The sequence below is a fragment of the Brevundimonas sp. GW821-FHT09G01 genome (genome assembly GCF_059416065.1).
This window is the reverse complement of sequence record NZ_JBWKOL010000006.1, coordinates 133,342-155,039: the sequence shown is the minus strand read 5'-3', so window position 1 is coordinate 155,039 and position 21,698 is coordinate 133,342. Positions and strand designations below refer to the sequence as shown.

At 68.9% G+C, this 21,698-nt stretch carries 21 protein-coding genes; 11 read left to right on the top strand and 10 right to left on the bottom strand.

Going from position 1 to position 21,698, the window contains the following annotated elements:
- Positions 1 to 2 precede the first annotated feature (2 nt).
- Positions 3 to 521, top strand: a complete 519-nt coding sequence (locus tag AC07NB_RS12885) for a TetR/AcrR family transcriptional regulator (RefSeq protein ID WP_492312619.1) — start codon at positions 3 to 5, stop codon at positions 519 to 521.
- Here AC07NB_RS12885 and AC07NB_RS12880 read toward each other — a convergent pair.
- The 8 genes from AC07NB_RS12880 to flgK all read right to left on the bottom strand — a co-directional run bounded on the left by AC07NB_RS12880 (position 518) and on the right by flgK (position 9,885).
- Positions 518 to 1,138 (bottom strand): ABC-type transport auxiliary lipoprotein family protein, encoded by a 621-nt coding sequence (locus AC07NB_RS12880; RefSeq protein ID WP_494571408.1) that lies wholly within the window; start codon positions 1,136 to 1,138, stop codon positions 518 to 520. The genes AC07NB_RS12885 and AC07NB_RS12880 overlap by 4 nt on opposite strands.
- Positions 1,135 to 2,073: an MlaD family protein gene (locus AC07NB_RS12875; RefSeq protein WP_291838421.1), complete on the bottom strand. Its 939-nt coding sequence runs from the start codon at positions 2,071 to 2,073 to the stop codon at positions 1,135 to 1,137. The genes AC07NB_RS12880 and AC07NB_RS12875 overlap by 4 nt, the downstream gene beginning before the upstream one ends.
- A 13-nt stretch (positions 2,074 to 2,086) precedes the next feature.
- The gene (locus AC07NB_RS12870) at positions 2,087 to 2,872 is read right to left on the bottom strand and encodes an ABC transporter ATP-binding protein (RefSeq protein ID WP_291838419.1); all 786 of its coding nucleotides are present in this window, start codon (positions 2,870 to 2,872) and stop codon (positions 2,087 to 2,089) included.
- Positions 2,869 to 3,984 (bottom strand): ABC transporter permease, encoded by a 1,116-nt coding sequence (locus AC07NB_RS12865; RefSeq protein ID WP_291838416.1) that lies wholly within the window; start codon positions 3,982 to 3,984, stop codon positions 2,869 to 2,871. The genes AC07NB_RS12870 and AC07NB_RS12865 overlap by 4 nt, the downstream gene beginning before the upstream one ends.
- Before the next feature lie 118 nt (positions 3,985 to 4,102).
- Complete coding sequence (locus tag AC07NB_RS12860) at positions 4,103 to 5,536, bottom strand: UdgX family uracil-DNA binding protein (RefSeq protein WP_494571409.1); 1,434 nt, start codon at positions 5,534 to 5,536, stop codon at positions 4,103 to 4,105.
- Positions 5,536 to 6,777: a putative DNA modification/repair radical SAM protein gene (locus AC07NB_RS12855; RefSeq protein WP_494571410.1), complete on the bottom strand. Its 1,242-nt coding sequence runs from the start codon at positions 6,775 to 6,777 to the stop codon at positions 5,536 to 5,538. Before AC07NB_RS12855 ends, AC07NB_RS12860 begins: the two co-directional genes overlap by 1 nt.
- A gap of 64 nt (positions 6,778 to 6,841) precedes the next feature.
- Positions 6,842 to 7,768, bottom strand: coding sequence for a flagellin (locus AC07NB_RS12850; RefSeq protein ID WP_291838958.1), 927 nt, complete (start codon positions 7,766 to 7,768; stop codon positions 6,842 to 6,844).
- The gene (flgK, locus tag AC07NB_RS12845) at positions 7,768 to 9,885 is read right to left on the bottom strand and encodes a flagellar hook-associated protein FlgK (RefSeq protein WP_291838961.1); all 2,118 of its coding nucleotides are present in this window, start codon (positions 9,883 to 9,885) and stop codon (positions 7,768 to 7,770) included. The genes AC07NB_RS12850 and flgK overlap by 1 nt, the downstream gene beginning before the upstream one ends.
- A 392-nt stretch (positions 9,886 to 10,277) precedes the next feature.
- Between flgK and AC07NB_RS12840 the strand changes: the two genes are divergently transcribed.
- The 7 genes from AC07NB_RS12840 to AC07NB_RS12810 all read left to right on the top strand — a co-directional run bounded on the left by AC07NB_RS12840 (position 10,278) and on the right by AC07NB_RS12810 (position 18,617).
- Positions 10,278 to 12,227 (top strand): flagellar hook-length control protein FliK, encoded by a 1,950-nt coding sequence (locus AC07NB_RS12840; protein ID WP_494571411.1) that lies wholly within the window; start codon positions 10,278 to 10,280, stop codon positions 12,225 to 12,227.
- A 3-nt stretch (positions 12,228 to 12,230) separates the two neighbouring features.
- Positions 12,231 to 12,953: a flagellar hook assembly protein FlgD gene (locus tag AC07NB_RS12835; RefSeq protein ID WP_291838966.1), complete on the top strand. Its 723-nt coding sequence runs from the start codon at positions 12,231 to 12,233 to the stop codon at positions 12,951 to 12,953.
- Positions 12,954 to 13,000: 47 nt separating this feature from the next.
- A complete protein-coding gene (gene flgE / locus AC07NB_RS12830; RefSeq protein WP_494571412.1) occupies positions 13,001 to 14,779 on the top strand; it encodes a flagellar hook protein FlgE in 1,779 nt (592 codons plus the stop codon).
- 163 nt (positions 14,780 to 14,942) lie between these two features.
- Positions 14,943 to 15,227: a CtrA inhibitor SciP gene (gene sciP, locus AC07NB_RS12825; protein WP_291840167.1), complete on the top strand. Its 285-nt coding sequence runs from the start codon at positions 14,943 to 14,945 to the stop codon at positions 15,225 to 15,227.
- A gap of 108 nt (positions 15,228 to 15,335) precedes the next feature.
- Positions 15,336 to 16,550 carry a tRNA 2-thiouridine(34) synthase MnmA gene (gene mnmA / locus AC07NB_RS12820; RefSeq protein WP_494572581.1) on the top strand — a complete coding sequence of 405 codons (1,215 nt, stop codon included), beginning with the start codon at positions 15,336 to 15,338 and terminating at the stop codon, positions 16,548 to 16,550.
- Positions 16,543 to 17,118 carry a hemerythrin domain-containing protein gene (locus tag AC07NB_RS12815; protein WP_494571413.1) on the top strand — a complete coding sequence of 192 codons (576 nt, stop codon included), beginning with the start codon at positions 16,543 to 16,545 and terminating at the stop codon, positions 17,116 to 17,118. The genes mnmA and AC07NB_RS12815 overlap by 8 nt, the downstream gene beginning before the upstream one ends.
- Positions 17,119 to 17,399: 281 nt before the next feature.
- On the top strand, positions 17,400 to 18,617 hold the full coding sequence (locus tag AC07NB_RS12810; protein WP_494571414.1) for an RtcB family protein: 1,218 nt from the start codon (positions 17,400 to 17,402) through the stop codon (positions 18,615 to 18,617).
- Positions 18,618 to 18,657: 40 nt separating this feature from the next.
- Here AC07NB_RS12810 and AC07NB_RS12805 read toward each other — a convergent pair whose 3' ends face one another.
- Complete coding sequence (locus tag AC07NB_RS12805) at positions 18,658 to 19,500, bottom strand: acyl-CoA thioesterase (RefSeq protein ID WP_291836743.1); 843 nt, start codon at positions 19,498 to 19,500, stop codon at positions 18,658 to 18,660.
- Positions 19,501 to 19,680: 180 nt separating this feature from the next.
- Between AC07NB_RS12805 and AC07NB_RS12800 the strand changes: the two genes are divergently transcribed.
- The 3 genes from AC07NB_RS12800 to rnhB are packed head-to-tail and all read left to right on the top strand — an operon-like array spanning position 19,681 to position 21,442.
- Positions 19,681 to 20,175, top strand: coding sequence for a winged helix-turn-helix transcriptional regulator (locus AC07NB_RS12800; RefSeq protein WP_291836744.1), 495 nt, complete (start codon positions 19,681 to 19,683; stop codon positions 20,173 to 20,175).
- A gap of 47 nt (positions 20,176 to 20,222) precedes the next feature.
- Positions 20,223 to 20,819, top strand: coding sequence for a DNA-3-methyladenine glycosylase I (locus AC07NB_RS12795; protein WP_494571415.1), 597 nt, complete (start codon positions 20,223 to 20,225; stop codon positions 20,817 to 20,819).
- Complete coding sequence (rnhB, locus tag AC07NB_RS12790) at positions 20,816 to 21,442, top strand: ribonuclease HII (protein ID WP_494571416.1); 627 nt, start codon at positions 20,816 to 20,818, stop codon at positions 21,440 to 21,442. Before AC07NB_RS12795 ends, rnhB begins: the two co-directional genes overlap by 4 nt.
- A gap of 3 nt (positions 21,443 to 21,445) precedes the next feature.
- Here rnhB and AC07NB_RS12785 read toward each other — a convergent pair whose 3' ends face one another.
- On the bottom strand, positions 21,446 to 21,694 hold the full coding sequence (locus AC07NB_RS12785; RefSeq protein ID WP_291836747.1) for a hypothetical protein: 249 nt from the start codon (positions 21,692 to 21,694) through the stop codon (positions 21,446 to 21,448).
- Positions 21,695 to 21,698: the final 4 nt, after the last annotated feature.

Genomic DNA, 21,698 nt, shown 5'->3' with positions numbered 1-21,698 from the left:
TCATGGATCAGCCATCGCCCCGCGATCTCGACCGCCGCATCCAGCGGACCCGCAAGGCGATCTCCGACGCCTTCGTCGGCCTGCTGTTCAGCCGCCGCTACGGCGCGATCCGCACCGCCGACGTCATCGAGGCGGCCGGCGTCGGCCGCTCGACCTTCTATGAGCATTTCCGCAACAAGGACGAGGTCCTCGTCGCGGTCATCGAACCCCTGTTCAATCCGCTGGCCGACGCAGCGACAGGCCGGGGCAACCTGGGCTCCGTCCGCTTTATGCTGGATCATGTCTGGGAACAGCGCGCGGCGGGCCGGATGCTGTTCGAGCCGCCGCTGGCGATCAAGCTGCAGCGCAAGCTGGCCGCCATGATCGAGGCCCGTCTGCCGGGCGACGACGCGGATGCGCCGCCCCGGGCGCTGGTCGCCATGGGCGCGGCCGCCGGCGCGCTGGCCATGCTGCGGATGTGGCTGGCGGGTGAGGTCGCGTGCTCGTCGGAGATGCTCGCCCGCCGGCTTCTCGGGCGTTAGGCCGCCGCCCGCGCGTTCCGGTCCGTCCACTCGACGACCTGGGTGTTGAAGTCCCGCGCCGCCGTGTCGAACGCGGCGACGATGGCGCCGATGCGGTTCTCTCCGGCCGGTTGCTCGATGGTGAAGACACGCTCCGCCGCCACGGTCCGCTCCTGGGTGTTCAGCAGGCGCACCCGCGCGATGATGGTCACCACGGGCGCGGCGCCAGGCGTGTGGTAGCGGGCCTCGAAGGTGCGCACGTCGATGTCCAGCGCCTGCGAGGCGCGGGTCAGTTCACGTGGCCCGACCAGCCGCACCCGCGTGGCCTGCGCCGCGAAGGCGCTCTCCAGCGAGTCGCTGAACAGGATGTCGGCCGAGCTGACCCAGCGCGCGCCCTTGATGTAGGCCGCCTCGGTGCCGGTGACGCCGAGGATGCGGTCCTCGCGCACCGCCTGGGCGAACTCGGGCCGGCGCATGGCCACCTGCACGGCCGAGGCCGGGCTCTCCTGCTCGTTCACGCCCGAGGGCAGGTTGCCGAAGCGGTACAGCTGGGCCGGTTCCGGCGTCGACAGCAGGGAGCAGCCGCCCAGCGCGGCGACGGCGGCCAGGGCGGCGGCGCCTTTCAGGAGACGGATCACGGCTGAACCTCCAGTTCACGGGATTGCGGACGCGAGATGAACTCGCGCGGGCTGGCCCGCACGTCGTCGATCAGGGCCTGAAGCGAGCGGGTCGCCTCGTCGAGCTGCTGGATCGACTGCTGCAGTTGCGGCAGGCCGGTGGTGGCGAAGTCGCCCAGCGGCCGTTCCAGGCTGGTCGCGGAACGGTTGATCGAAGCCACGGCCTCGCGGGCCTCCTCGGCGGCGGCGTTGACGTTGGCCACGGCCTTCGCCCCATCGCCCTCGACGACCCGGCGGGTGCTGATGGCCAGTTGCTCGTACTCGCCGACGGCGGCGTTGGCGCGGGTCAGCGCCTGCTCCAGCTGCTCCAGCATGCCCTTGCGGGCTTCCAGTTCGGTGGTCAGGGACTCGATGTTCTTCAGGCTGGTCGAGAAGCTGCGCACATTGTCGTCGGACAGCACGCGGTTGATCCGGTTCAGCGCGTCCACCGTCTGGGCCAGCACCGTGCCCGAGCCGCTCAGCAGCTCGGCGATCGGCGACGGCTGGCTCTGGATCACCGGCACCGAATTGGCCGCGTACTGTTCCTTCAGCTTGGCGCTGTTGGGGTCGCCCGCCGTGATCTGGATATAGTTCAGCCCGGTGATGCCCTGCGGCTCCAGCTGGGCGCGGCTGGTCACGCGCACCGGGGTGGTGGCGTCCACCCGGATGCGGGCGATGACCTGGTCGCCCTTGTTCGGGTCCAGCTTCAGGTCGGTGACCTCGCCGACGCGGATGCCGTTGAAATGCACCTCGCCGCCCTCCGACAGCCCACGCACGGGGCCGTAGAAGACGATGTCATAGAGATCATAGTCGCTGTTGAACTGCAGGCGGGCCAGCCAGATCGTGAACACGGCCAGCGCCGCCAGAAGGGCGATGGTGGCGATGCCGACGGCGGCGTAATGAGCGTCTCTTTCCATATTCCCGCTCTCCTCAAGCGGCCCTGTCGGCCGCGCGACCGCGCGGCCCCAGGAAGTATTCCCTGATCCAGGGATGGTCGGATTTCTCCAACTCCTGGACCGTGGCCTTGGCGACCACATGTTTGTCGGCGAGCACCGCAACCTTGTCGGTGATGGCGTAGAGGCTGTCGAGGTCGTGGGTGATCATGAACACCGTCAGCCCCAGATCGTTCGACAGCTGGCGGATCAGATCGTCGAAGGCGGCGGCGCCGATGGGGTCCAGCCCGGCCGTCGGCTCGTCCAGGAACAGCAGCTCCGGGTCCAGCGCCAGCGCGCGGGCCAGGCCGACCCGCTTGCGCATGCCGCCCGACAGCTCGGCGGGCTTCAGATGGTGCGATTCCGGCCCCAGCCCGACCATGGCGATCTTCATCTCAGCCAGTTCGCGGATCACCTCGCGCGACAGGTGGGTGTGCTCGACCAGGGGCGAGGCCACGTTGTCCAGCACGCTGAGCGACGAGAACAGGGCCCCCTGCTGAAACAGGATGCCGGTGCGGCGCTCGACGTCGGCCTCCTGCGCCTTGGTCAGCGTCGCGCGGTCGTGGCCCAGGATGCTGACCGTGCCGCCCTCGGGCTCCTTCAGGCCGATGATGGTGTTCAGCAGCACCGTCTTGCCGGTGCCCGAGCCGCCGACCACGCCCAGGACCTCGCCCCGCTCCACGTCGAGGTCGAGGTTCTCGTGGATCGTGCGGTCGCCGAACTGGCTCAGCAGTCCGCGCACCTCGATGAGCTTTTCCGGCGCGCCGGTCTGGGAAGCCGTCACAGGTTCAGCTCCAGGAAGATCAGGGCGAAGACGGCGTCCAGCGAGATGATGGCGAAGATGGCCTGCACCACCGCCGCGGTCACCCGGCGGCCGAGGCTTTCGACATCGCCCGCCACGGCCATGCCCTGCCGGCAGCCGATGGCCGCGATGACGATGGCGAAGACCGGCGCCTTGACCATGCCGACCATCAGATGGGTGCCCATCATCGGATCCTCGCTGATGCGCTGGACGAAGAAGGCCGGGCCGTAGCTGAGCTGGCTCCACGTCACCAGCAGGCCGCCAAGGAGGCCCGCGAGCATGCCGACGAAGGTCAGGATGGGCAGCATCACGATCATTGAGGCCAGACGCGGAATGACCAGCGCCTGGAAGGGGTTCACCCCCATCACCTGCATGGCATCGACCTCCTGGTTCATCCGCATCGAGCCGATCTCGGCCGCGAAGGAGGAGGCGGAGCGGCCCGCCAGCAGGATGGCCGTGATCAGCACCGCCAGTTCGCGCAGGGTCGCCACCGCGACCAGCTGGACCGTGAACACCCCGGCCCCGAACTGGGTCAGCAGGTTGGCGCCGAGGAAGGCGATGACGGCGCCGATGAAGAAGTTGGTGACCGCCACGATCGGGATGGCGTCCAGCCCGGCGCGCTCGCCCTGGCTGAACCAGGCGGGCCAGCGGATCTTGTCCCAGTGCTTGGCCGTCGAACCCGTGGCGGTGACCAGCCGTCCGAGGAAGGCCATCGAAAGGGTCGCCTCGGCCAGGATGTCGTGCATCCCGCGCCCGATCTTGGCGAAGGTCCGGATCCAGCCCGGCGACCGCTTCGGCGGCCCGGCGCTGTCGCGCTCCAGCTTCTCGACCATGGCGTAGGTGCGCCCGACCTCCGGACGCTCGGCCCAAGCCGATGCGGGCAGTTGGGCATGCCCGGCCTGAATGATCGCCAGCGCCCCGGCGGTGTCGAACCGGCCCAGATCCGTCAGGTCCACTGACGTGATCTCGCGGCCCTTCAGCCCGTCGTCCAGCCGGCGCGAGATGCGGCCCAGCTCGGTCGCCGTCCAGTCGCCGGTCAGACGCAGGGTCAGACCCGGTCCGCCGTCGTCGATCTGGAAATCCGCTGCGGCCATGCCCCTACCTAAATCGCCCCGTGGCGCTTGCCTATGCCTGCTCTACGGCAAAGCTGCGGCGCCCATCATAACGCCACGCGGCCGTATTCGTTCAGCCACGCTTTCAAACGTTTACGCCTCAGAGCAGGCCGCGGACCTTTTTCAGGTCGGCCACGAAGCGCTCCCGCTCCTTCGCCACCGCCTCGCGGTCGGGAATCCGCAGCAGATAGGAAGGGTGGACCGTCAGAAGAGCGGTCGCGTCGTGCAGCGGCATAGGCCGCCCCCGCTCCGTGGTCACGGCCACCTTTCGGCCCAGCACGCCCAGCGCCGCCGTCCCGCCCAGCGTCAGGATCACCCTGGGCCTCACCAGCCGCCGCTCGGCGTCCAGCCACCACCGGCAGGCGCTCACCTCGCTGACCGCCGGCGTCTTGTGGATGCGCCGCTTGCCGCGGGGCTCGTGCTTGAAATGCTTCACGGCGTTGGTGACGAAGACGTCGTCGCGATCAATCCCCGCCTCCTCCAGCGCGGCGTCCAGCACCTGCCCCGCCGGGCCGACGAAGGGCCGCCCGGCCAGGTCCTCCTGATCCCCCGGCTGTTCGCCCACGATCATCAGCTTCGCCCGCTTCGGCCCCTGCCCGCACACCCCCTGCGTCGCATCCCGCCACAGCGGACAACGGCGGCAGGCCTGCACTGCATGGCCCAGCTCTTCGAGATCGGACGGGACGAAGCCCTCCTCGAAGGCATGATCTCGGTTCATCCGCGACAGCGTCTTGGCCAGGCGGACGTTGGGTTCGGGAGCGGGCGCGGCGACCATGGCGTCTGTCCGAACCGACGCCGCGGCCACCAGTTCCGGGATCAGCGCCGCCTCCGGCAGATTGGCCCAGTACCGCTTGGGCATCTCCCCCTGCATGGTCCTGGTCTTCAGCCGCGCCGGATTGAAGGTCGAGGCGTAGTAGGTCTTCCAGAACTCCTCGACCTCGTCCTCGGCCGGCGCCATGTCCCGGGTGGCGGGCGGACCATAGGTCAGGGCCTGCGTATCCCAGAAGGCCGAGCCGTCGGGCGTCAGTATCGACCAGCGCATGGACGAGAAGCGCCGGGCGAAGAAGGGCGCGGTCTTCTCCACCACCCGATGCGCCGGCTCAAACCAGGCGACCCAGGCCTCTCCCCGGTCGTCCTCGGCCAGCCGGAAGCGGACGAAGGCCTTCATCTTGTGGCTGGCCCGGCTGACGTTCTTGGCCCGCTCGAAGGCGTCGGCGACGTCGCGGTCGCTGACCACCTTCATCAGGTCCGGTTCGCGCTCCAGCCGCCACAGCAGCCGGTACAGCAGATCGAACCGGTCGGCGGACCGATGCAGGATGACGTTCCCGGCCAGATCGACGAAGGCGCGGGGAACCACAAATTCCCGCTCATCCCGAAGAAAGCCGGGATGAGCGGGAGCAAAAAGATCAGCCTGCGCCGCCCCGGTCACCTCGAACCGCGCATCCTCGGGCCGCACGCCCGCCGCGCGGAACGCCCGCGCCGCCTTGCGCCATCCCTCGAAGTCCGTCTCGCCCGCCAGGGCCGCGACGCGCATCAGAACAGGCTCATCTGCACGGGCTGCCGATCCGGCGCGATCCGGGCGCGCAGGTCGGCGGCGTCGGTCAGCCCGCCCGGCGTCCAGTCCAGGGTCACGATAAAGGGCCGCACCTTGTCGATGCCTCGACAGAGGCGCGCCACGTCTTCCAGCCGCAGGGTCCTGTAACGCCGTACCGAGATCATCCGGTCCACCGACTTCACCCCCAGGCCCGGCACGCGCAGCAGGCTCTCGCGGGGAGCGGTGTTCACATCGACCGGGAACTGCTCACGCCGGTTCAGGGCCCAGGCCAGTTTCGGATCGATGGCCAGGTCCAGCATCCCGTCCGTCGTCGCCTCTCCGATCTCGGGCGGCGAGAAGCCGTAGAACCGCATCAGCCAGTCGGCCTGGTACAGCCGGTGCTCGCGCATCAACGGCGGCTTCGACAGCGGCAGGCTGGAAGACGCGTCCGGAATCGGGCTGAAGGCGGAATAGTAGACCCGGCGCAGGCCGTAGCCGCCGTAGAGCGACGCCGACCGGTCGATGATCTCCGTGTCCGGCGCGCCGTCAGCGCCGATGATCAGCTGGGTCGACTGGCCCGCCGGCGCGAACTTCGGCGCCTTGACCCGCTCGCGCCGGCTTGGCTTGGCGGCTTCCACGCCCAGCCGCACCTGCCCCATCGCCTTCTTGATGACGCCGACGTCCTTCTGAGGCGCCAGCCGCCGCAGGGCCTCGTCGCGCGGCAGCTCGATATTGGCCGACAGCCGGTCGGCGTACAGCGCCGCCTCGGCGATCAGCCGCTCGTCCGCCTCGGGGATCAGCTTCAGGTGGATGTAGCCGCGGAAGTCGTGTTCCTCCCTCAGCGTCTTCGCCACCAGGACCAGCTGCTCCATCGTATAGTCGCCCGATCGAATGATGCCGGACGACAGGAACAGGCCCTCGATGTAGTTCCGCCGGTAGAAGCTCAGCGTCAGGTCCACGACCTCCCGCACATCGAACCGCGCCCGAGGCACGTTCGAGCTCGCCCGGTTGATGCAGTAGGCGCAGTCGTAGATGCAGAAATTGGTCAGCAGGATCTTGAGCAGGGACACGCACCGCCCGTCCGGGGTGTAGGCGTGACAGATGCCCATGCCCTCGGTCGAGCCGATCCCCTTGCCGCCGACGGAGTCGCGCTTCGACGTGCCCGAGGACGCGCAACTGGCGTCATACTTGGCCGCGTCGGCGAGGATGGAGAGCTTCTTACGGAGATCAAGTTGAGCCATTTGTTCACTCTATGTTCCATAGAGTGAACACCTGTCCAGCGTCGCCGTTGCGTAATTTTCCGCGTCAGCTCAGATAGTTGAGCAGCGAGACCTGCCGCAGCTGGCTGATCACCTGGGCCGAGGCCTGGATGGCGATCTGCGACAGCTGCAGGTCGGTCACCGCCTTGGCCATGTCGGCGTCGGTGCGGTTCGAGACCAGCTCATCCAGCGAGTCCAGCTGGGCCTTGTGGCTCTTCTCGACATTCTCGACCTGATTGGCCAGAGAACCGGTGGTCGCGGTCTTGTCGATCACGCCCTTGCTGGCCTGCTCAAGCCGCGCCAGCTGGGTCGTCAGGAACGTCTTCTGCGGCTCGGTGAGCTTGCCCGTCAGCGGTCCGGCGGCGCTGGTGTGATAGTTCTGGATGTCGCGCAGGATGCTCATGGCGTCGGTCCCGACCTCATTGGCCAGGAAGCCGGTCTCCAGGGTCGTGCCCTCGGCGACGCGGCTGGCGGTCTTCAGGCTGTCGTTGTGGAAGATCGAGGCCACGCTGGGCGCCGCGGCCAATTCCGACAGATTCGATACGTCCACCGGCGGGGTGTTCACCTGCGTCCCGGCGAACAGATAGCCGCCCTGGTGGCGCATGTTCAGCCCGCCGCGGATGGTCTGGAACTGGCCCTCCATCTCCAGCATCAGCGAGGTCGATGAGTCCGACGACAGGGCGTTGCCGATCGCCGTGCGCAAGGCGTCGACGCCGTCGCCGATCTGGGTCAGGGCGAGATCCTGGGTCGTCAGGCGGGCCGTCACCGCCTCGGCCGTGTCCATGAAGCCCTGGATGCGGCTCTGGGCGCCCTTGAGCGCCGTCAGGGTCTCGGACTGGCGGCCAAAGCCGGTCAGGTCAGTGGCGTTCTTCTGGGTCGAAACCCGCTCCTGGGCCTCGGCGGACCGAGTCTGGGCCGTCATCAGGTTCAGAAGGGCCGACTGGTAGTTTCCGAAGGTGGCGACGCGGGTCATCAGATCATCCCCAGAAGCGTATCGTACATGTCCTTGGCCGCCTGGATCAGGCGGGCCGAAGCGTTGAAGGCCTGCTGGTAGGTCGTCATCAGCACCAGCTCCTCATCCAGATTGACCCCCTCGTGGGCCGTCTGGCGTCCGACGGCCTCGGCGTAGAGCGCGCCCGACGAATCCTTGCGGTTCTTGGCGGCCGTGGCCTTGCCGCCGATATCGCCGGCCAGCTCCGAGGCGTAGCGCGAGACCGAGACCTGGCCGCCCGAGGAGCCGCCAGCCGGCTGGAAGTTGGCGGTCCGCTCGCCGGCGTCGGCCAGCAACAGCGCGCCGCGGCCGTCGCCCGCGCTGAGCGCCGGCGTCCCGGCCGCCGCGGACAGGTTCAGCTGCCCCAGCGCCAGCTTGGCGGGCCCCTGCCGGATGTCCGACCGCAGGGAGAAGCTGTCGGCGCGCGAGGTGCGGACGCCGGCGCCGATGCCGAACATCTCGGTCGCCGTGATCCCGGACGGAACCTGGCTGGTGTTGTCGTTCAGCACGCTCATCTTCAGCGGCGGATTGCCGACGGGCGTGAAGCTCATCGCGCCGTCCGCGCCGAGCGAGAACTTGCCGTAGGCGCCCACGCCCGTCGCGGGATCGTTGAGCGCATTGATCAGGTCGCCGACCGTGCCGCCGGGCGGCACCGCCACCTGGATGTCCCGGATCCGGGCGCCGGCCTCGTTGGCGAACCGGAAGGTCATCGTCTCGCCGGCGGTGAAGCCGTGCGGAGAGGCCGCGGTCATGCCGGTGTCGTACAGAGCCGGACGATCCGCCGAGATCAGGTCGTTCAGGCCGAAGTAGTGGGAGAAGCCCCGGCCGGCCTTGCTCGACGGCGTCGTCGGATCGTCGGCGATGGCGACGCCGTTGGCGGCGTTGCTGGCCACGATCGACAGCTTGCCGTCGATGAACTGGGCCGAGGCGGCGCCGCCCAGCTGGGTGTTCAGGGTCGCCAGGAAGGTTGTCGGATCGGCGGCGACGCCGTTCACCGTCATGGTCGCACCGCTGAAGACGATGTCGACCCGCTGCTGGATCACTCCGGCGGCGTTGGTGACGGCGATGGTCGTCCGCCCGTTGAAGCCGGCGATGGCGCTTTCGAGCGACTGGCCCACATTGCGGCCGTCCAGCCGGTTCGGCGGCGGCATGGCCGTGTTGGCGTTGTGGGCGCGGTTCAGCTCGTCGGCGACATGGGTGATCAGCTCGGCCAGCCGACTGGCGGCGGCGGGTGCCTCGACGTCGCGCAGTTCGACCAGGCCCTTGATTTCGCCCGAGGTCACATTGTCCAGCAGCGACTGCTTGCTTCCGCCCGGCTCGGTGATCCAGATGTCGTTGAAATTGGTCTCGCCGGTCACCGTGCCCGCGCGCGTGTAGGAAAGGGTCGCCGCGCCCTCCCCGGCCAGCATGGCGCCGCTGCCGGTCCGGATCGACACGCCGCCGATGGTGCGCGCCGTGACGCGAACGTCCATGACCTCGGCCAGCTGGCCGATCAGGGCCGCCTGCGCGGTCTCCGCGCCCGAGGCGTCGCCGTTGACGACCTTCGCCCGGGTGATCTCGACGTTCAGCGCCTCGATCTGCTGGAGCAGGTTGTTGGCGTTCTCGACCGCGCTCTGGATGCGGCCGTCCGCGTCTTCCCGGACCGCCTGGATCTGCTTGGCGATCCGCGTGGCCTCGTCGAACAGCGCCTGGGTCTTGAACAGGGCGTCCTGGCGGCGGGGCGAGGAGGTCGGATCCTCGGCGCTGGAGGCGAAGGCGGCGAAGACGCCGTCCACCTGGCCGAAGAAGCTGCTCTTCCCGCCCGGGTCGCCGAACATCGACTGGATGCGGTCGTACAGTTCGTACTTCACGCCCTGACGCGCCGCCTCGGCGCCGGCGCTGAGGCTGGCCGCCTGCAGGAAGCGGTCGGTGGCCAGGCGGATGCGCGTGACTTCCACGCCGCTGCCGACGCCCTGGCTGGACCGGGAGACCTGGTCGGCGATCTTGCGGACATAGCCGGGCGTGTTGACGTTCGAAACGTTGTCCGAGACCACCCGCAGCTGGGTCTGGGCGGCGATCAGACCCGAATTGGCGTTGTTCAGGATGCTGGTCACCGACATGCGCGGACCTCCATCGAACGGGCGCCCGGCAAGGTCTGCCAGCCGCCGCGCCCTTTTTGCCCGGCAGCGCATTCGCGCACCCCGGCCAACTCATTGAATTTACGCAGCATCGCGTTTCGCGTCTGTGTCATGACGTTCGGGAGGCGCAAACAGCGGGCCATCGCGATCCAGCTCCGGGAGCGGCTGGCGGCGCTGGGCAAGATTGGTCGGCACGCGGCAAGTTTGGACCGCTCTCACGGCGCCGCCGACGCAGGGCGGCGCGACCACAGTTCAATAAAATCAGCTACTTATTGCCGATTTCACGATGGCCCGCGATTTGCGCCTGAGGTTTCGAATGTTCGGCGCAGCAGGCGCCCCCGCCATCCACCTCGGCCACCGCCGCCCCGGACCCCATGTCGACTGCATCCGCACTGCTGTCCATGATCGCGCCCGCCGCGCCGACGACCTCGCAAGGGTCGGCGGCCGTCGACGCGTCGGCGTTCGAGGGCCTGCTGGCGTCGATGCTGGGCGGGGACGTAGATGAAGGTCTGGCCGAGACGCCGCCGGCGCCCGAACAACCCGACCCCGCGGCTTCGGCCCTGGCGGGCTCGTCGGGTGTTCCGATGCCCTCGCCCCCGCAGCCCCTGCTGCAGATCAATGCGGCGGCCTTGTCGGTCGTCGCGAGCGAGCCCGCGATCGAGGCGGCTGAAGGCGACACGGCTCCCGCCGCGCCCGCCCCCGTCGCCACTGAAGACGCCCTCCCGGCGGTCGAACCCGTGTCCGCCGAACCGGCCATCGAGGCGCCCGCGGCGGACGCCCCCACGACGGAAGCTTCCGTCATCGCGGCCCCGCTCCCCGCTGCGGCCATGCCCGCGCCCGTGGTTGACGCGTCTCCGGACGCCGAGGCGGCCCCAATCCCGGCTCCGGCTCCGATCCCGGCTCAGGCCGCCGCTCAGCCGATCGCGGTCGAGGCCCCGCCCGTTGCCGAGCCTGTCGCTGATCCCCTCGCGCCGCTCGCTCCCGCCGCACCGGCGCCGAAGGCCGAGGCTTCGCCGGCGACCACGCCCCTGCCTGTCGAAAAGACTCCGACCACCAAGGCGGCCGAGGCCGGTCCGCAGGTCCGTCCCGCGGTGAAGGCCGATCAATCCGACGCGCCTGAGGTCCGGCCGCCCGCTCCGGCCCAGCCGGAAACCAAGACGGCGACGACGCAACCGCTGACCCAGCCTCCGGCGCCGCCGGTCACGGCCGGTCAGACGCCGTCGGTCATGACGCCGGTCCGTCGCCCGGTCAGCGACATGGAACAGGCGCGGCTGGACGACAGCGCGATGGTCGAGGTCGCCCGCCCGCAGGGCGAGACGCCGTCCCGCACGATCTCCGCCACGCCGACACCGGACGTCTCGCAGCCCGCGCCGACGGCAGCCGGCAAGGCGACCCCGGAGCCGCTAACGCAGCCTGTGGCCTCCGCCTCCGCCTCGACCCAGGATGAGGTCGCGGCGCCCGCCGAAACCGCGAAGCCGTCCGGCGTGACGGATGCGGCTGACGTCGCGCAGCCGCCGGTTCCGGACGCCGAGCCCAAGAGCGCCGAGACGCCGCGCCCGGTCGAGACGCCGTCCCCGCGTCCGCAGACCGAGCGAGCTTCGCGGTCGGTGGAAACCAACGCCGCCGTGGACACCGCCGCTCCGTCCACGCCTGTGACGACCACGCCGCAGGCCTCCGCCGCGGCCACGCCGAACCCGGCCGTCGCGCCGGCGTCCGCCTCGGCCGCGTCGAAGACGATCGAAGCGCCCGCGATCGAGAAGGCCGAAGGCAACGCCGCCGCCGAGGTTCCGGTCGATGCGACCGCTCCCGAAGCCGCGCCGTCGGCCCAGACCGCCCATGCCGCCCGCGAGGCCCTGGGGTCGAGCCTGTCACGCGCGGCGATCGAAGCCACCGCCCAGATCGCCGCCCAGATTCAGAGGAAACTGGACGGACGTTCGACCCGTTTCGAGATGTCGCTGACGCCCGATGAGCTGGGCCGGGTCGACATCAAGCTGGACATCGACGCCGAGGGCCGTCTGGCCGCGCGTCTGGCCTTCGACAACCCGGCCGCCGCCACGGACCTGAGGGGCCGGGTCGACGACCTGCGCCGTCAGCTGGAGCAGCAGGGCTTCCACCTGGCGGACGACGCCTTTGAGTTCACCCAGCGCGACAGCGGCTCCAGCTTCTTTGATCGCGGACAGGATGCCTCCCAGGGCCAGGACCGGGGTCAATCCCGCGCCTTCGCCGCCGCCGCCCGCCTGAACACCGAAGCCGACGCCGTCGCCCAGCCCCCTCGCTGGCAGGCGCTGTCTCTCACGCCCGCGGGCGTGGATATGAAGGTCTGATCGATGGTTGACTCCGTCTCCGCTCCCGACGCCTCCGGCCGGATCAACTCCGGCTCGAAGAGCCTGGCCTCGAACTTCGAGACCTTCCTGACCCTGCTGACCACGCAGCTACGCAATCAGGACCCGCTGTCGCCGGTCGACTCCAACGAGTTCACCGCCCAGCTGACGCAGATGGCCGGGGTGGAGCAGCAACTGCTGACCAACGACCTGCTGACCAGCCTGCTGAAGGCCCAGTCCGCGGGCGGCCTGGACAACGCCTCCAACTACATCGGCAAGCAGGTCACCGCCGCCTGGTCCGCCACTTCGCTGGAAGACGGCAAGGCGACCTGGTCCTACGAGCTGGGCGGCACGGCCGCGGACGTGAAGCTGCAGGTGCTCGACAAGAACGGCAAGGTCGTCTGGGAAGGCAAGGCGCCCGAGAAGGGCATCGGCGTCCACGACTTCACCTGGGACGGCAAGATGACCGGCGGCGACACCGCCGAAAACGGCGGCGTCTACACGCTGAAGGTCACCGCCACCAACGCCAACGGCGGCAAGGTCGACAGCCAGACCCTGATCCGCGGCCGCGTCACCGGCGTCGAGATGTACGACGGCGCGCCGTACCTGGTGATCGGCGACTCCATCCTTCCGCTTTCGACCGTGATCTCGCTGAACGAGATCCGCGCACAAGCTGACAACGACGATGCGGAGAATCCGCCCGTCCCTGACGAGGAGGTGGCCGCATGACGCGCTCCGCCGCCTTCCCGAAAACTTCCCTTCAAGGAGCGTAATCCATGAGCCTGAACAGCGCTATGCTGGCCGGCGTGTCCGGCCTCGCCGCCAACTCCACCGCCCTGGCCGCGATTTCCCAGAACATCGCGAACGTCAACACCGTCGGCTACAAGCGGACGAACGCCGAGTTCCAGACCCTGGTCAACAGCCAGACCCGCGCCGGCGGCAGCTATTCGGCCGGCGGCGTGATGGCCAACGCCCGTTCGTTCATCAGCCAAGAAGGTCAGCTGCAACGCACGACCGAGGCGACCGACCTGTCCATCAACGGCCAGGGCTTCTTCGTCACCACCACCCAGGCCGAGGGCGTCGGCGCCACCGACACCCGCCTGTTCACCCGCGCCGGCGCCTTCCGCGTCGACAACATGGGCTACCTGAAGAACAGCGCCGGCCTGTACCTGCAAGGCTGGCCGGTGGATTCGAACGGCGAGATCGCCACCGATCCTTCGGACCTGTCGCGCCTGCGCTCGATCAACATCGGTTCGGTCGGCGGCACGGCCGAGCCGACCACCCGCGTCCAGATCAACGCCAACCTGCGTTCGACCCAGGACGTGTCGTCGGCCGCCGGCGCCAACGCCTACCCCAACGTCCAGGACGCCGCGGTGCCGCCGGTCGGCCACAACATGTCGGTCTCCTACAAGCGGACCGGCGCCGGCACCTATGACGTGACCATTAAGACCGGCATCACCAACATCACCGGCACGGCGACCTATAACGCCGCGGGCGTCCTGACCGGCTTCACGCCGACGGCCGGCGCCAACGGCTCGGCCACCGCCAACGCCACGGCGGTGACCATCACCCCAACCAGCGGCACGCCTCCGGTCGCCGGCACGCCCTTCGCCATCAACTTCGCCGACATCGGCATGGCCAACGACGGCATCGCCAAGACCAAGTACGACCCGTCCGTCAACTCGATGGCGATGTATAACGCGGACGACGACAACCCCGTCGGCGTGAAGCCCGACTTCAAGATGAACATCCCGGTTTCGGACTCCAAGGGCGGCCAGCGCAATCTGGAAATCCGCTTCCTGAAGAGCGCCGAGCCGAACCAGTGGTACGCCGAAGTCGTCTCGGTCCCGGCCGGCGACGTCGTCACCGGCGCCCCCTTCTCGAACGGTCAGATCAAGACCGGCCTGATCGCCTTCACCCCCTCGGGCCGCCTCGACGTCGAGACGATGCAGGGCTGGCCGGCGGGCAAGGGTCTGTTCGACGACCCGACCCAGGCCTCGCTCAGCTTCCTGGAATCGGACCCGAACAACACGATCGATCCGAACGACCCGCTGGACAACGGCAAGGTCAAATGGGCCGACGGCCTGGGCATCGCCGCCCAGACGGTGACTCTGGACCTGAACACCTCGGCCGGCGGCCTCAGCCAGCTGAACACCGCCTCGGTGGTGCAATCGACCGTCACCAACGGCACGGCCTTCGGCAATCTGAGCGAAATCACCATCGATGAAGGCGGCTTCGTCACCGCCATCTTCGACAACGGCGTCATGCGCCGGATCGCCCAGGTCGCGGTCGCCACCTTCCCGAGCCCCGACAGCCTGAAGGAAGTCAGCGGCAACGCCTACTCCGTCAGCCTGGAGTCCGGCACCTTCAACCTGAAGGCCGCGGGCACGGGCGGCGCGGGCACCCTGGCGTCCCAGCAGCTGGAATCCTCGACCGTCGATCTGTCGGCCGAGTTCACCGGCCTGATCACCACCCAGCGCGCCTACTCCGCCTCGTCCAAGATCATCACGACCGCGGATGAGATGCTCGCCGAGTTGATCAACATCAAACGCTGATACGCAGGTAACTGACGGTTAGTCTCAATGAAGACTTCGTTGAATATTGGGGGGGTGGGCGGAAGGGATTTTATCCTTTCCTTCACCACGACGCTTAAACGGCCCTTAGCGGCCGCGCGCTACCTTGCACGCTCAATGGTGGTGGTGAATGAGGCATAAGCCCATGTTGCAAGAGCGACGCCTTAATAATCGAGGCGAACAATACGTGGTCGGACCGACCGGCACGCCGCTTACGCTGCGTGACCTGCCGCCGGCCAATACGGATCGCTGGGTGATCCGTCGCAAGGCCGAGGTCGTCGCCGCCGTACGCGGGGGTCTGATCAGCCTTGAGGACGCGCTGGCCCGCTATCGTCTCACGGCGGAAGAGTTCATCGCCTGGCAGAAGGCGATCGACAAATGGGGCATGCAAGGTCTGCGGACCACGCGCATCCAGCACTATCGCGGATAAGACGTCTCCCCGCGTAACGCCTGCAGCGGCCGCCCCGGAAACGGGGCGGTCGTTGTCGTTTCAGGCCCCGGCCTCGAAATTGCACCCCTCATGTACTATCTGGCGCCCATGAGTTTCGCCGAGGACATCTGCCCCGTTCCGAACATCGCCCCCATGGCCTCGCCGCAGGACATGGACGCGGCGATCGAGAGCGCGCGCCTGGCGGTCGGCCTGCCGGTCGGATCGCGCGTGGTGGCGGCCATGTCTGGCGGCGTGGATTCCACCGTTGTCGCGGGCCTCCTGCACAAGGCGGGCTATGACGTCGTCGGCGTGACGCTGCAGCTCTACGACCACGGCGCGGCCCTGAAGAAGAAGGGCGCCTGCTGCGCGGGTCAGGACATCCACGACGCCCGGCTGGCGGCCGAGACCCTGGGCATCCCCCACTACGTCCTCGACTACGAGAGCCGTTTCCGCGACGCCGTGATCGACCAGTTCGCCGACTCCTATCTGGCGGGCCAGACGCCGGTGCCGTGCATCCGCTGCAATCAGACGGTCAAGTTCCGCGACCTGCTGGACGTCGCCCGCGACCTGGGCGCCGAGGCCATGGCCACCGGCCACTATGTCCGCCGCGCCGTCGGCGCCGACGGCCGGGCGCAGATGCGCAAGGCCATCGACCACTCGCGCGACCAGTCCTACTTCCTGTTCGCCACCACGCCTCAGCAGCTCGACTATCTGCGCTTCCCCCTGGCCGATCTGGAAAAGCCCCAGGTCCGGGGCGTCGCCCTGGAGCTCGGCCTGCGCATCGCCGCCAAGCCGGACAGCCAGGACATCTGCTTCGTCCCCAACGGCGACTACCGCACCCTCATCGACAAGCTGCGCCCGCAGGGCCGCGAGGCCGGCGAGATCGTGCACATGGACGGCCGCGTGCTGGGGAACCACTCGGGCATCACCGACTACACCATCGGTCAACGCCGCGGCCTGAACGTCGCCGTGGGCGAGCCCCTGTTCGTGACCAAGCTGGATCCGGCCAAGCGCCACGTCATCGTCGGCCCGCGCGAGGCCCTGCTGACCGCCTCCCTGACGCTGGACGAGACCAACTGGCTGGGCGACGAGGCCTCCATCGAGGCGGCGGCCGAGGCCGGCGCGCCGGTGCTGGCCCGCGTCCGCTCGACCCGCCCGCCCTCGCCTGCCCGCCTGGCGCTGGTCGACGGCGTCGTCTCGCTGGTGTTCGCCGCGGGCGAGGAAGGCGTCGCCCCCGGCCAGGCTTGCGCCCTGTACGATCCGGCCGATCCCGACCGGCTGCTGGGCGGCGGCTTCATCAAGACGACCGCCGCCGTTGTCTGACCCTTCGGACGACGCCCTCGCCCTGGCCCGCCGCCACGGCCTGCCGGTCGAGATGCTGTACCTGCGAGAGGAATACCCCCGCGACCGCTGGGCCGAACCGGGCCTCGACCAGACCGCCGCCTTCTGGCTGCAGATGCACGGCTCCTTCCGCGGCCATCAGGGTCATATGGACGGGCTGGTCAGCCAGTGGCGGGCGGGCGGCGACATTCGCGTGCTGCACCGTCAGCTGATCCCGGCGCTGCAATCCTTCCTGCAGCACCTGGACGGCCACCACCGGATCGAAAGCAGCCAGTATTTCCCGATGATGCGCGAGATCGAGCCGAAGATCGGCCACGGCATCGACCTGCTGGACCGCGATCACGACGTCATCCACGGCCAGCTCGAAACCCTGTTCCAGTCGGGCCTCGCCTTCCATCAGGCGGTCTCGTCCAACGCCGCCGACGCCGCCGACCGGGCCGCGCGGCTGGGCGACGCCATCGACGCGATCGCCCCATCCCTGCTGCGCCATCTGGAGGACGAGGAGGACATCGTCATCCCTCTGATCCAGCTGCGCGGCCTGCCACACTGAGTTTTTCGGGCTGGCCTTCCGACGAAGCTTCGGATATCAGCGCCCTCCCGAAAACGAGACGACCCATGTTCGCCTGTTACGCCACCTCGCAGCTGCCCATGCAGCTCGACCGGAATCCGGTCGAGGGCAAGGGCGTGTGCGCGGAGGGTGTCTAGGAGAACGACAGGGCCAGATCGGCTTCGGTTTTCAAGCAACCCCTCCCGCCAACCGGCAGGAGGGGTTTCTTGTATCCGCAAGAGCTCTCCCGCCGGTCCGGAAGGACAACGAGGAAAGGAGAGACCATGCGCGACTATGACGTGATCGACAGCCCGGGCGCGCCCATCAAGGCGTGGACCCGCGGCGTGCCGATCGAGGACGCCGCGCTCAAGCAGCTGAAGAACGTGGCGTCGCTGCCGTTCATCCACAAACACGTCGCGGTCATGCCCGACGTGCACTGGGGCATGGGCGCGACCGTGGGGTCGGTGATCCCGACCGTGGGGGCCATCATCCCGGCCGCCGTGGGCGTGGACATCGGCTGCGGCATGATGGCGGTGCGGACCTCGATCCGCGCCGAACACCTGCCGGACGACCTGTCGGGCATCCGCTCCGCCATCGAGGCGGCCGTCCCGCACGGCCGCACCGACAACGGCGGGCGCAACGACAAGGGCGCCTGGGCGAGCGAGCCCCCGGCCTCTGCCGTCACCCGCTGGACCGACCTCAAGGCCGGCTATGACGCCGTGGTGGAAAAGCACCCCAAGGCGGCGCACCACCGGGGCTTCGGCCACCTGGGCACGCTGGGCACGGGCAACCACTTCATCGAGCTCTGCCTCGACGAGGCGGGGGACGTGTGGGTGATGCTGCACTCCGGCTCTCGGGGCGTGGGCAACCGCTTCGGGACCTACTTCATCGAGCGGGCGAAGCATGAAGCGCGTCGCTGGTTCCTGAACCTGCCGGATCAGGACCTAGCCTACTTCCCGGAAGGGTCGGAGGGCTTCATCGACTACGTCCGGGCGGTGTCCTGGGCCCAGAGGTACGCCCGGGCCAACCGCGAGGTGATGATGGACAGTGTCCTGAACGTGCTCCGCGCGTTCTGGCCGGATCTGGAGACGACGCAGGAGGCGGTGAACTGCCACCACAACTACGTCTCGAAGGAGCGCCACTTCGGCAAGGACGTGTTCCTGACCCGGAAGGGCGCGGTGTCGGCCAAGCTGGACGAACTGGGCATCATCCCCGGCTCGATGGGGGCCAAGTCCTTCATCGTGCGCGGCAAGGGCAATGCGGAAAGCTTCTGCACCTGCTCGCACGGCGCCGGTCGGGCCATGAGCCGGACCGAGGCCAAGCGCCGCTTCACGGTGGAAGACCACGTCCGCGCCACCCAGGGCGTCGAGTGCCGCAAGGACGCGGACGTGATCGACGAAACGCCGATGGCCTACAAGGACATCGACGCCGTGATCGCGGCCCAGTCCGAGCTGATCGAAGTCGTGCACACCCTGCGGCAAGTGGTGTGCGTGAAGGGATGACGGAGGCCGGTCGTGCGCAAGCGCGGCCGGCTTTCGTCGTTCAGGCTCTCGGCGCCCGCGAGGCCAGCACCTTGCGAAGCTGACGCCCGACCGCCAGCGGCCGCCCGTCCTGAGCCCAGGCCGTCGCGTCCTCGACCGTCCAGCCGCCGTGGCTGTCGCGTGAGACGAACTCGAAATAGGTCCAGCCGTCCGGCGCCGCGTCCTCGGGGACCGGGCCGAAGAAGTCGTAGCGCAGGTCGGCGGTGGCCGAGACCGCGGGCGGCGGCGGCAGCATGGTCCAGTAGACCGGGAAGGTGGCGTCCAGCAGGAAGGCCAGCCGGGCCTCGTCCAGCGGCTTGCCGTCGACGGTGCGCATCCATACGCCCATCCGGTCGGTCTCATTCTTGCCGAACAGCTGGATGCCGCCGACGAAGCGGTGCTCCACATGGCGGATGAAGTGCGGGCCGAACTGCGGATCCATCGGCGTCAGCGGCTGCTCCAGCAGCGGCGGCGGGGTGATGGAGGCGGCGCGCAGCTCCGGCCCGTCGCCGGGCTGGCCGAAGGTGATCAGGCCGCTCATCGCCAGCCGGTCGCCCTGCCCCGCCCGCACCGAAGCGTAGGCCGCCGAACGGCCGCCGCGCAGCAGCTCGCTGGTGATGGTCAGCGGCTCGAACCTGGCCCCGATCAGGAACTGGGTCGCCACCGTGCGCAGCGGCGCCGTGATCCCCAGCGTCTCGCGCGCCGCCTTGGCCGCCAGCGCCGCCATCAGCCCGCCGAAGGGCGAGCCCTTCTCGGCCGGCCACGCCGTCGGCGCATTGGAGAATGAGCCGGTCATCGGCGCGATCAGGCCGCCCTGTCCGTCCTCGGTCAGGGTCAGGGCTTCGTCGAGGGTCTGGTGCGTCATGCGATCGGTCTATCGGCAGGAAAGAGCGGGCGGAAGACTGGAATCTTCCGCCCGGAAGTCGAGGGATAAGGATACGTCTGGCATGCGCCGGAACGTGTCCGTAGCCAAACAAGACTGACCTAGTGGGTTCAGATTGGCAACCCTCTTGCAAATCGCCTGACGCGGCGTCACCTTTGCGTCATGGGACGCACAGCCGACTACTCTCGCCAGAGCTGCACCGTCGCCGCCACCCTCGAGGTGATCGGCGACCCGTGGACGATGCTGGTCATCCGCGACGCCTTCAACGGCGTCAGCCGCTTCGAACAGTGGCAGGAGCGTCTCGGCGTCGCCCGCAACGTGCTGGCCGCCCGGCTCAAGACCCTGGTGCAGCACGGCGTGCTGGAGCCCCGCCTCTATTCCGAACGCCCGCCGCGCAACGAGTACGTCCTGACCGCCAAGGGCAAGGACCTGTACGGTGTGCTGGTCACCCTGCACGCCTGGGGCGCCAAGCATGTCTACGGCGAGGAGAACGCCGGCCTGACCATGGTCCACAAGGAATGCGGCCACGACCTGTCGCCCCGCATCGCCTGCGGCCACTGCAACGAGATCGTGCGTCCCCGCGACATCCAGCTGATCCACGACCGCAGCCGCATGACCGTCGGCGAGGTCATGCCCGCCAAGGACGAGGCGGCCTGACGGCCGCCGCCTTTCACTGACGCGGCGTCGGAGGCATCCTCCGCGCCATGACCGACTCACACGCCGACGGCCGCTGCGGCTGGTGCGGAACCGCCGACCCGCTCTACATCGCCTATCACGACGAGGAATGGGGCGTGCCCGAGTACGACGCCCGCGACCTGTGGGAGAAGCTGGTGCTGGACGGCTTCCAGGCCGGGCTGGCGTGGATCACCATCCTGAGGAAGCGCGAAGGCCTGCGCGACGCCTTCCACGGCTTCGATCCCGAGATCGTCGCCCGCTACGGCGAGGACGACATCCAGCGCCTGCTGGGCGACGCCCGCATCATCCGCTCGCGCGCCAAGATCAACGCCGCCATCCGCGGCGCGCAGATCTGGCTGGAGATGCGCGACAATGGCGAAGACTTCTCCGCCTGGCTCTGGTCCTTCGTCGGCGGGTCGCCGATCCAGACCGAGTGGGCCGATTTCCGTGACGCGCCGACCCAGACCGAAGCGTCCTTCGCCATGGCCAAGGCGCTGAAGAAGCGCGGCTTCAACTTCTGCGGCCCGGTGATCGTCTACGCCTTCATGCAGGCCGTAGGCATGGTCAACGATCACCAGACGATCTGCTTCCGTCACGCCCAGGTTCGTGCGATGCCCCGCCCGTGAGTTCTGACCGCACCTTCCCGACCCTGGCGCTCGAGACCCTGCTGGCCCAATCCAGCGGCGGCCTGGTTTGCGGCGTGGACGAGGCCGGGCGCGGACCCTGGGCCGGTCCCGTCTCGGCGGCGGCGGTGATCCTGAACCCCGACGACCTCCCCGAAGGCATGGACGACTCCAAGGTCCTGACTGAAAAGCGCCGCGCGGCGCTGGAGCCCCAGATCAAGGCCCGGGCGCTGGCCTGGGGCGTCGGCTTCGCCTCGGCGCGCGAGATCGAGGAGCTGAACATCATCGGCGCCACCGGCCTGGCCATGTGCCGGGCCATCGAGGCCATGGCGATCCCGCCGGTCGCGGCGCTGGTCGACGGCAACTACCGCTTCAAGCTGCCCTGCCCGATCCAGACCGTCGTTGGCGGCGACGGCCTCAGCCTGTCCATCGCGGCGGCGTCGATCCTGGCCAAGACGGCGCGGGACCGGGTGATGATCGAGCTTGATACGCTCTATCCCGCCTACGGGTTCGCACGGCACAAGGGCTACAACGCGCCGATCCACTCTGAAGCGCTGCAGACCCACGGCCCCTGCCCCGAACACCGGCGCAGCTGGGGTCCGGTGAAGGCTCTGCTGGAAAGCTAAACTCTAGATCTGCAGCGCCCCGCCCAGCAGGGCGCCCATCAGCGCGGCCACGACTCCGCCGCCGACGATCACGGCCCAGCCGGGGATGGCGCGAACCATGTCGCCGACCGTCGGCTCGGGTACGACCGGCGCGTCGTTGGCGATCTCGGTGCGGAAACGGGCGGCGGTGGGCGGTTTCCACGCCACCGCCTCGAAGGCGTCAGCGGCCCGGCCATAGGCGCGGGCGCCGTGCAGCCGGTGCGAGGGGGTCATCGAC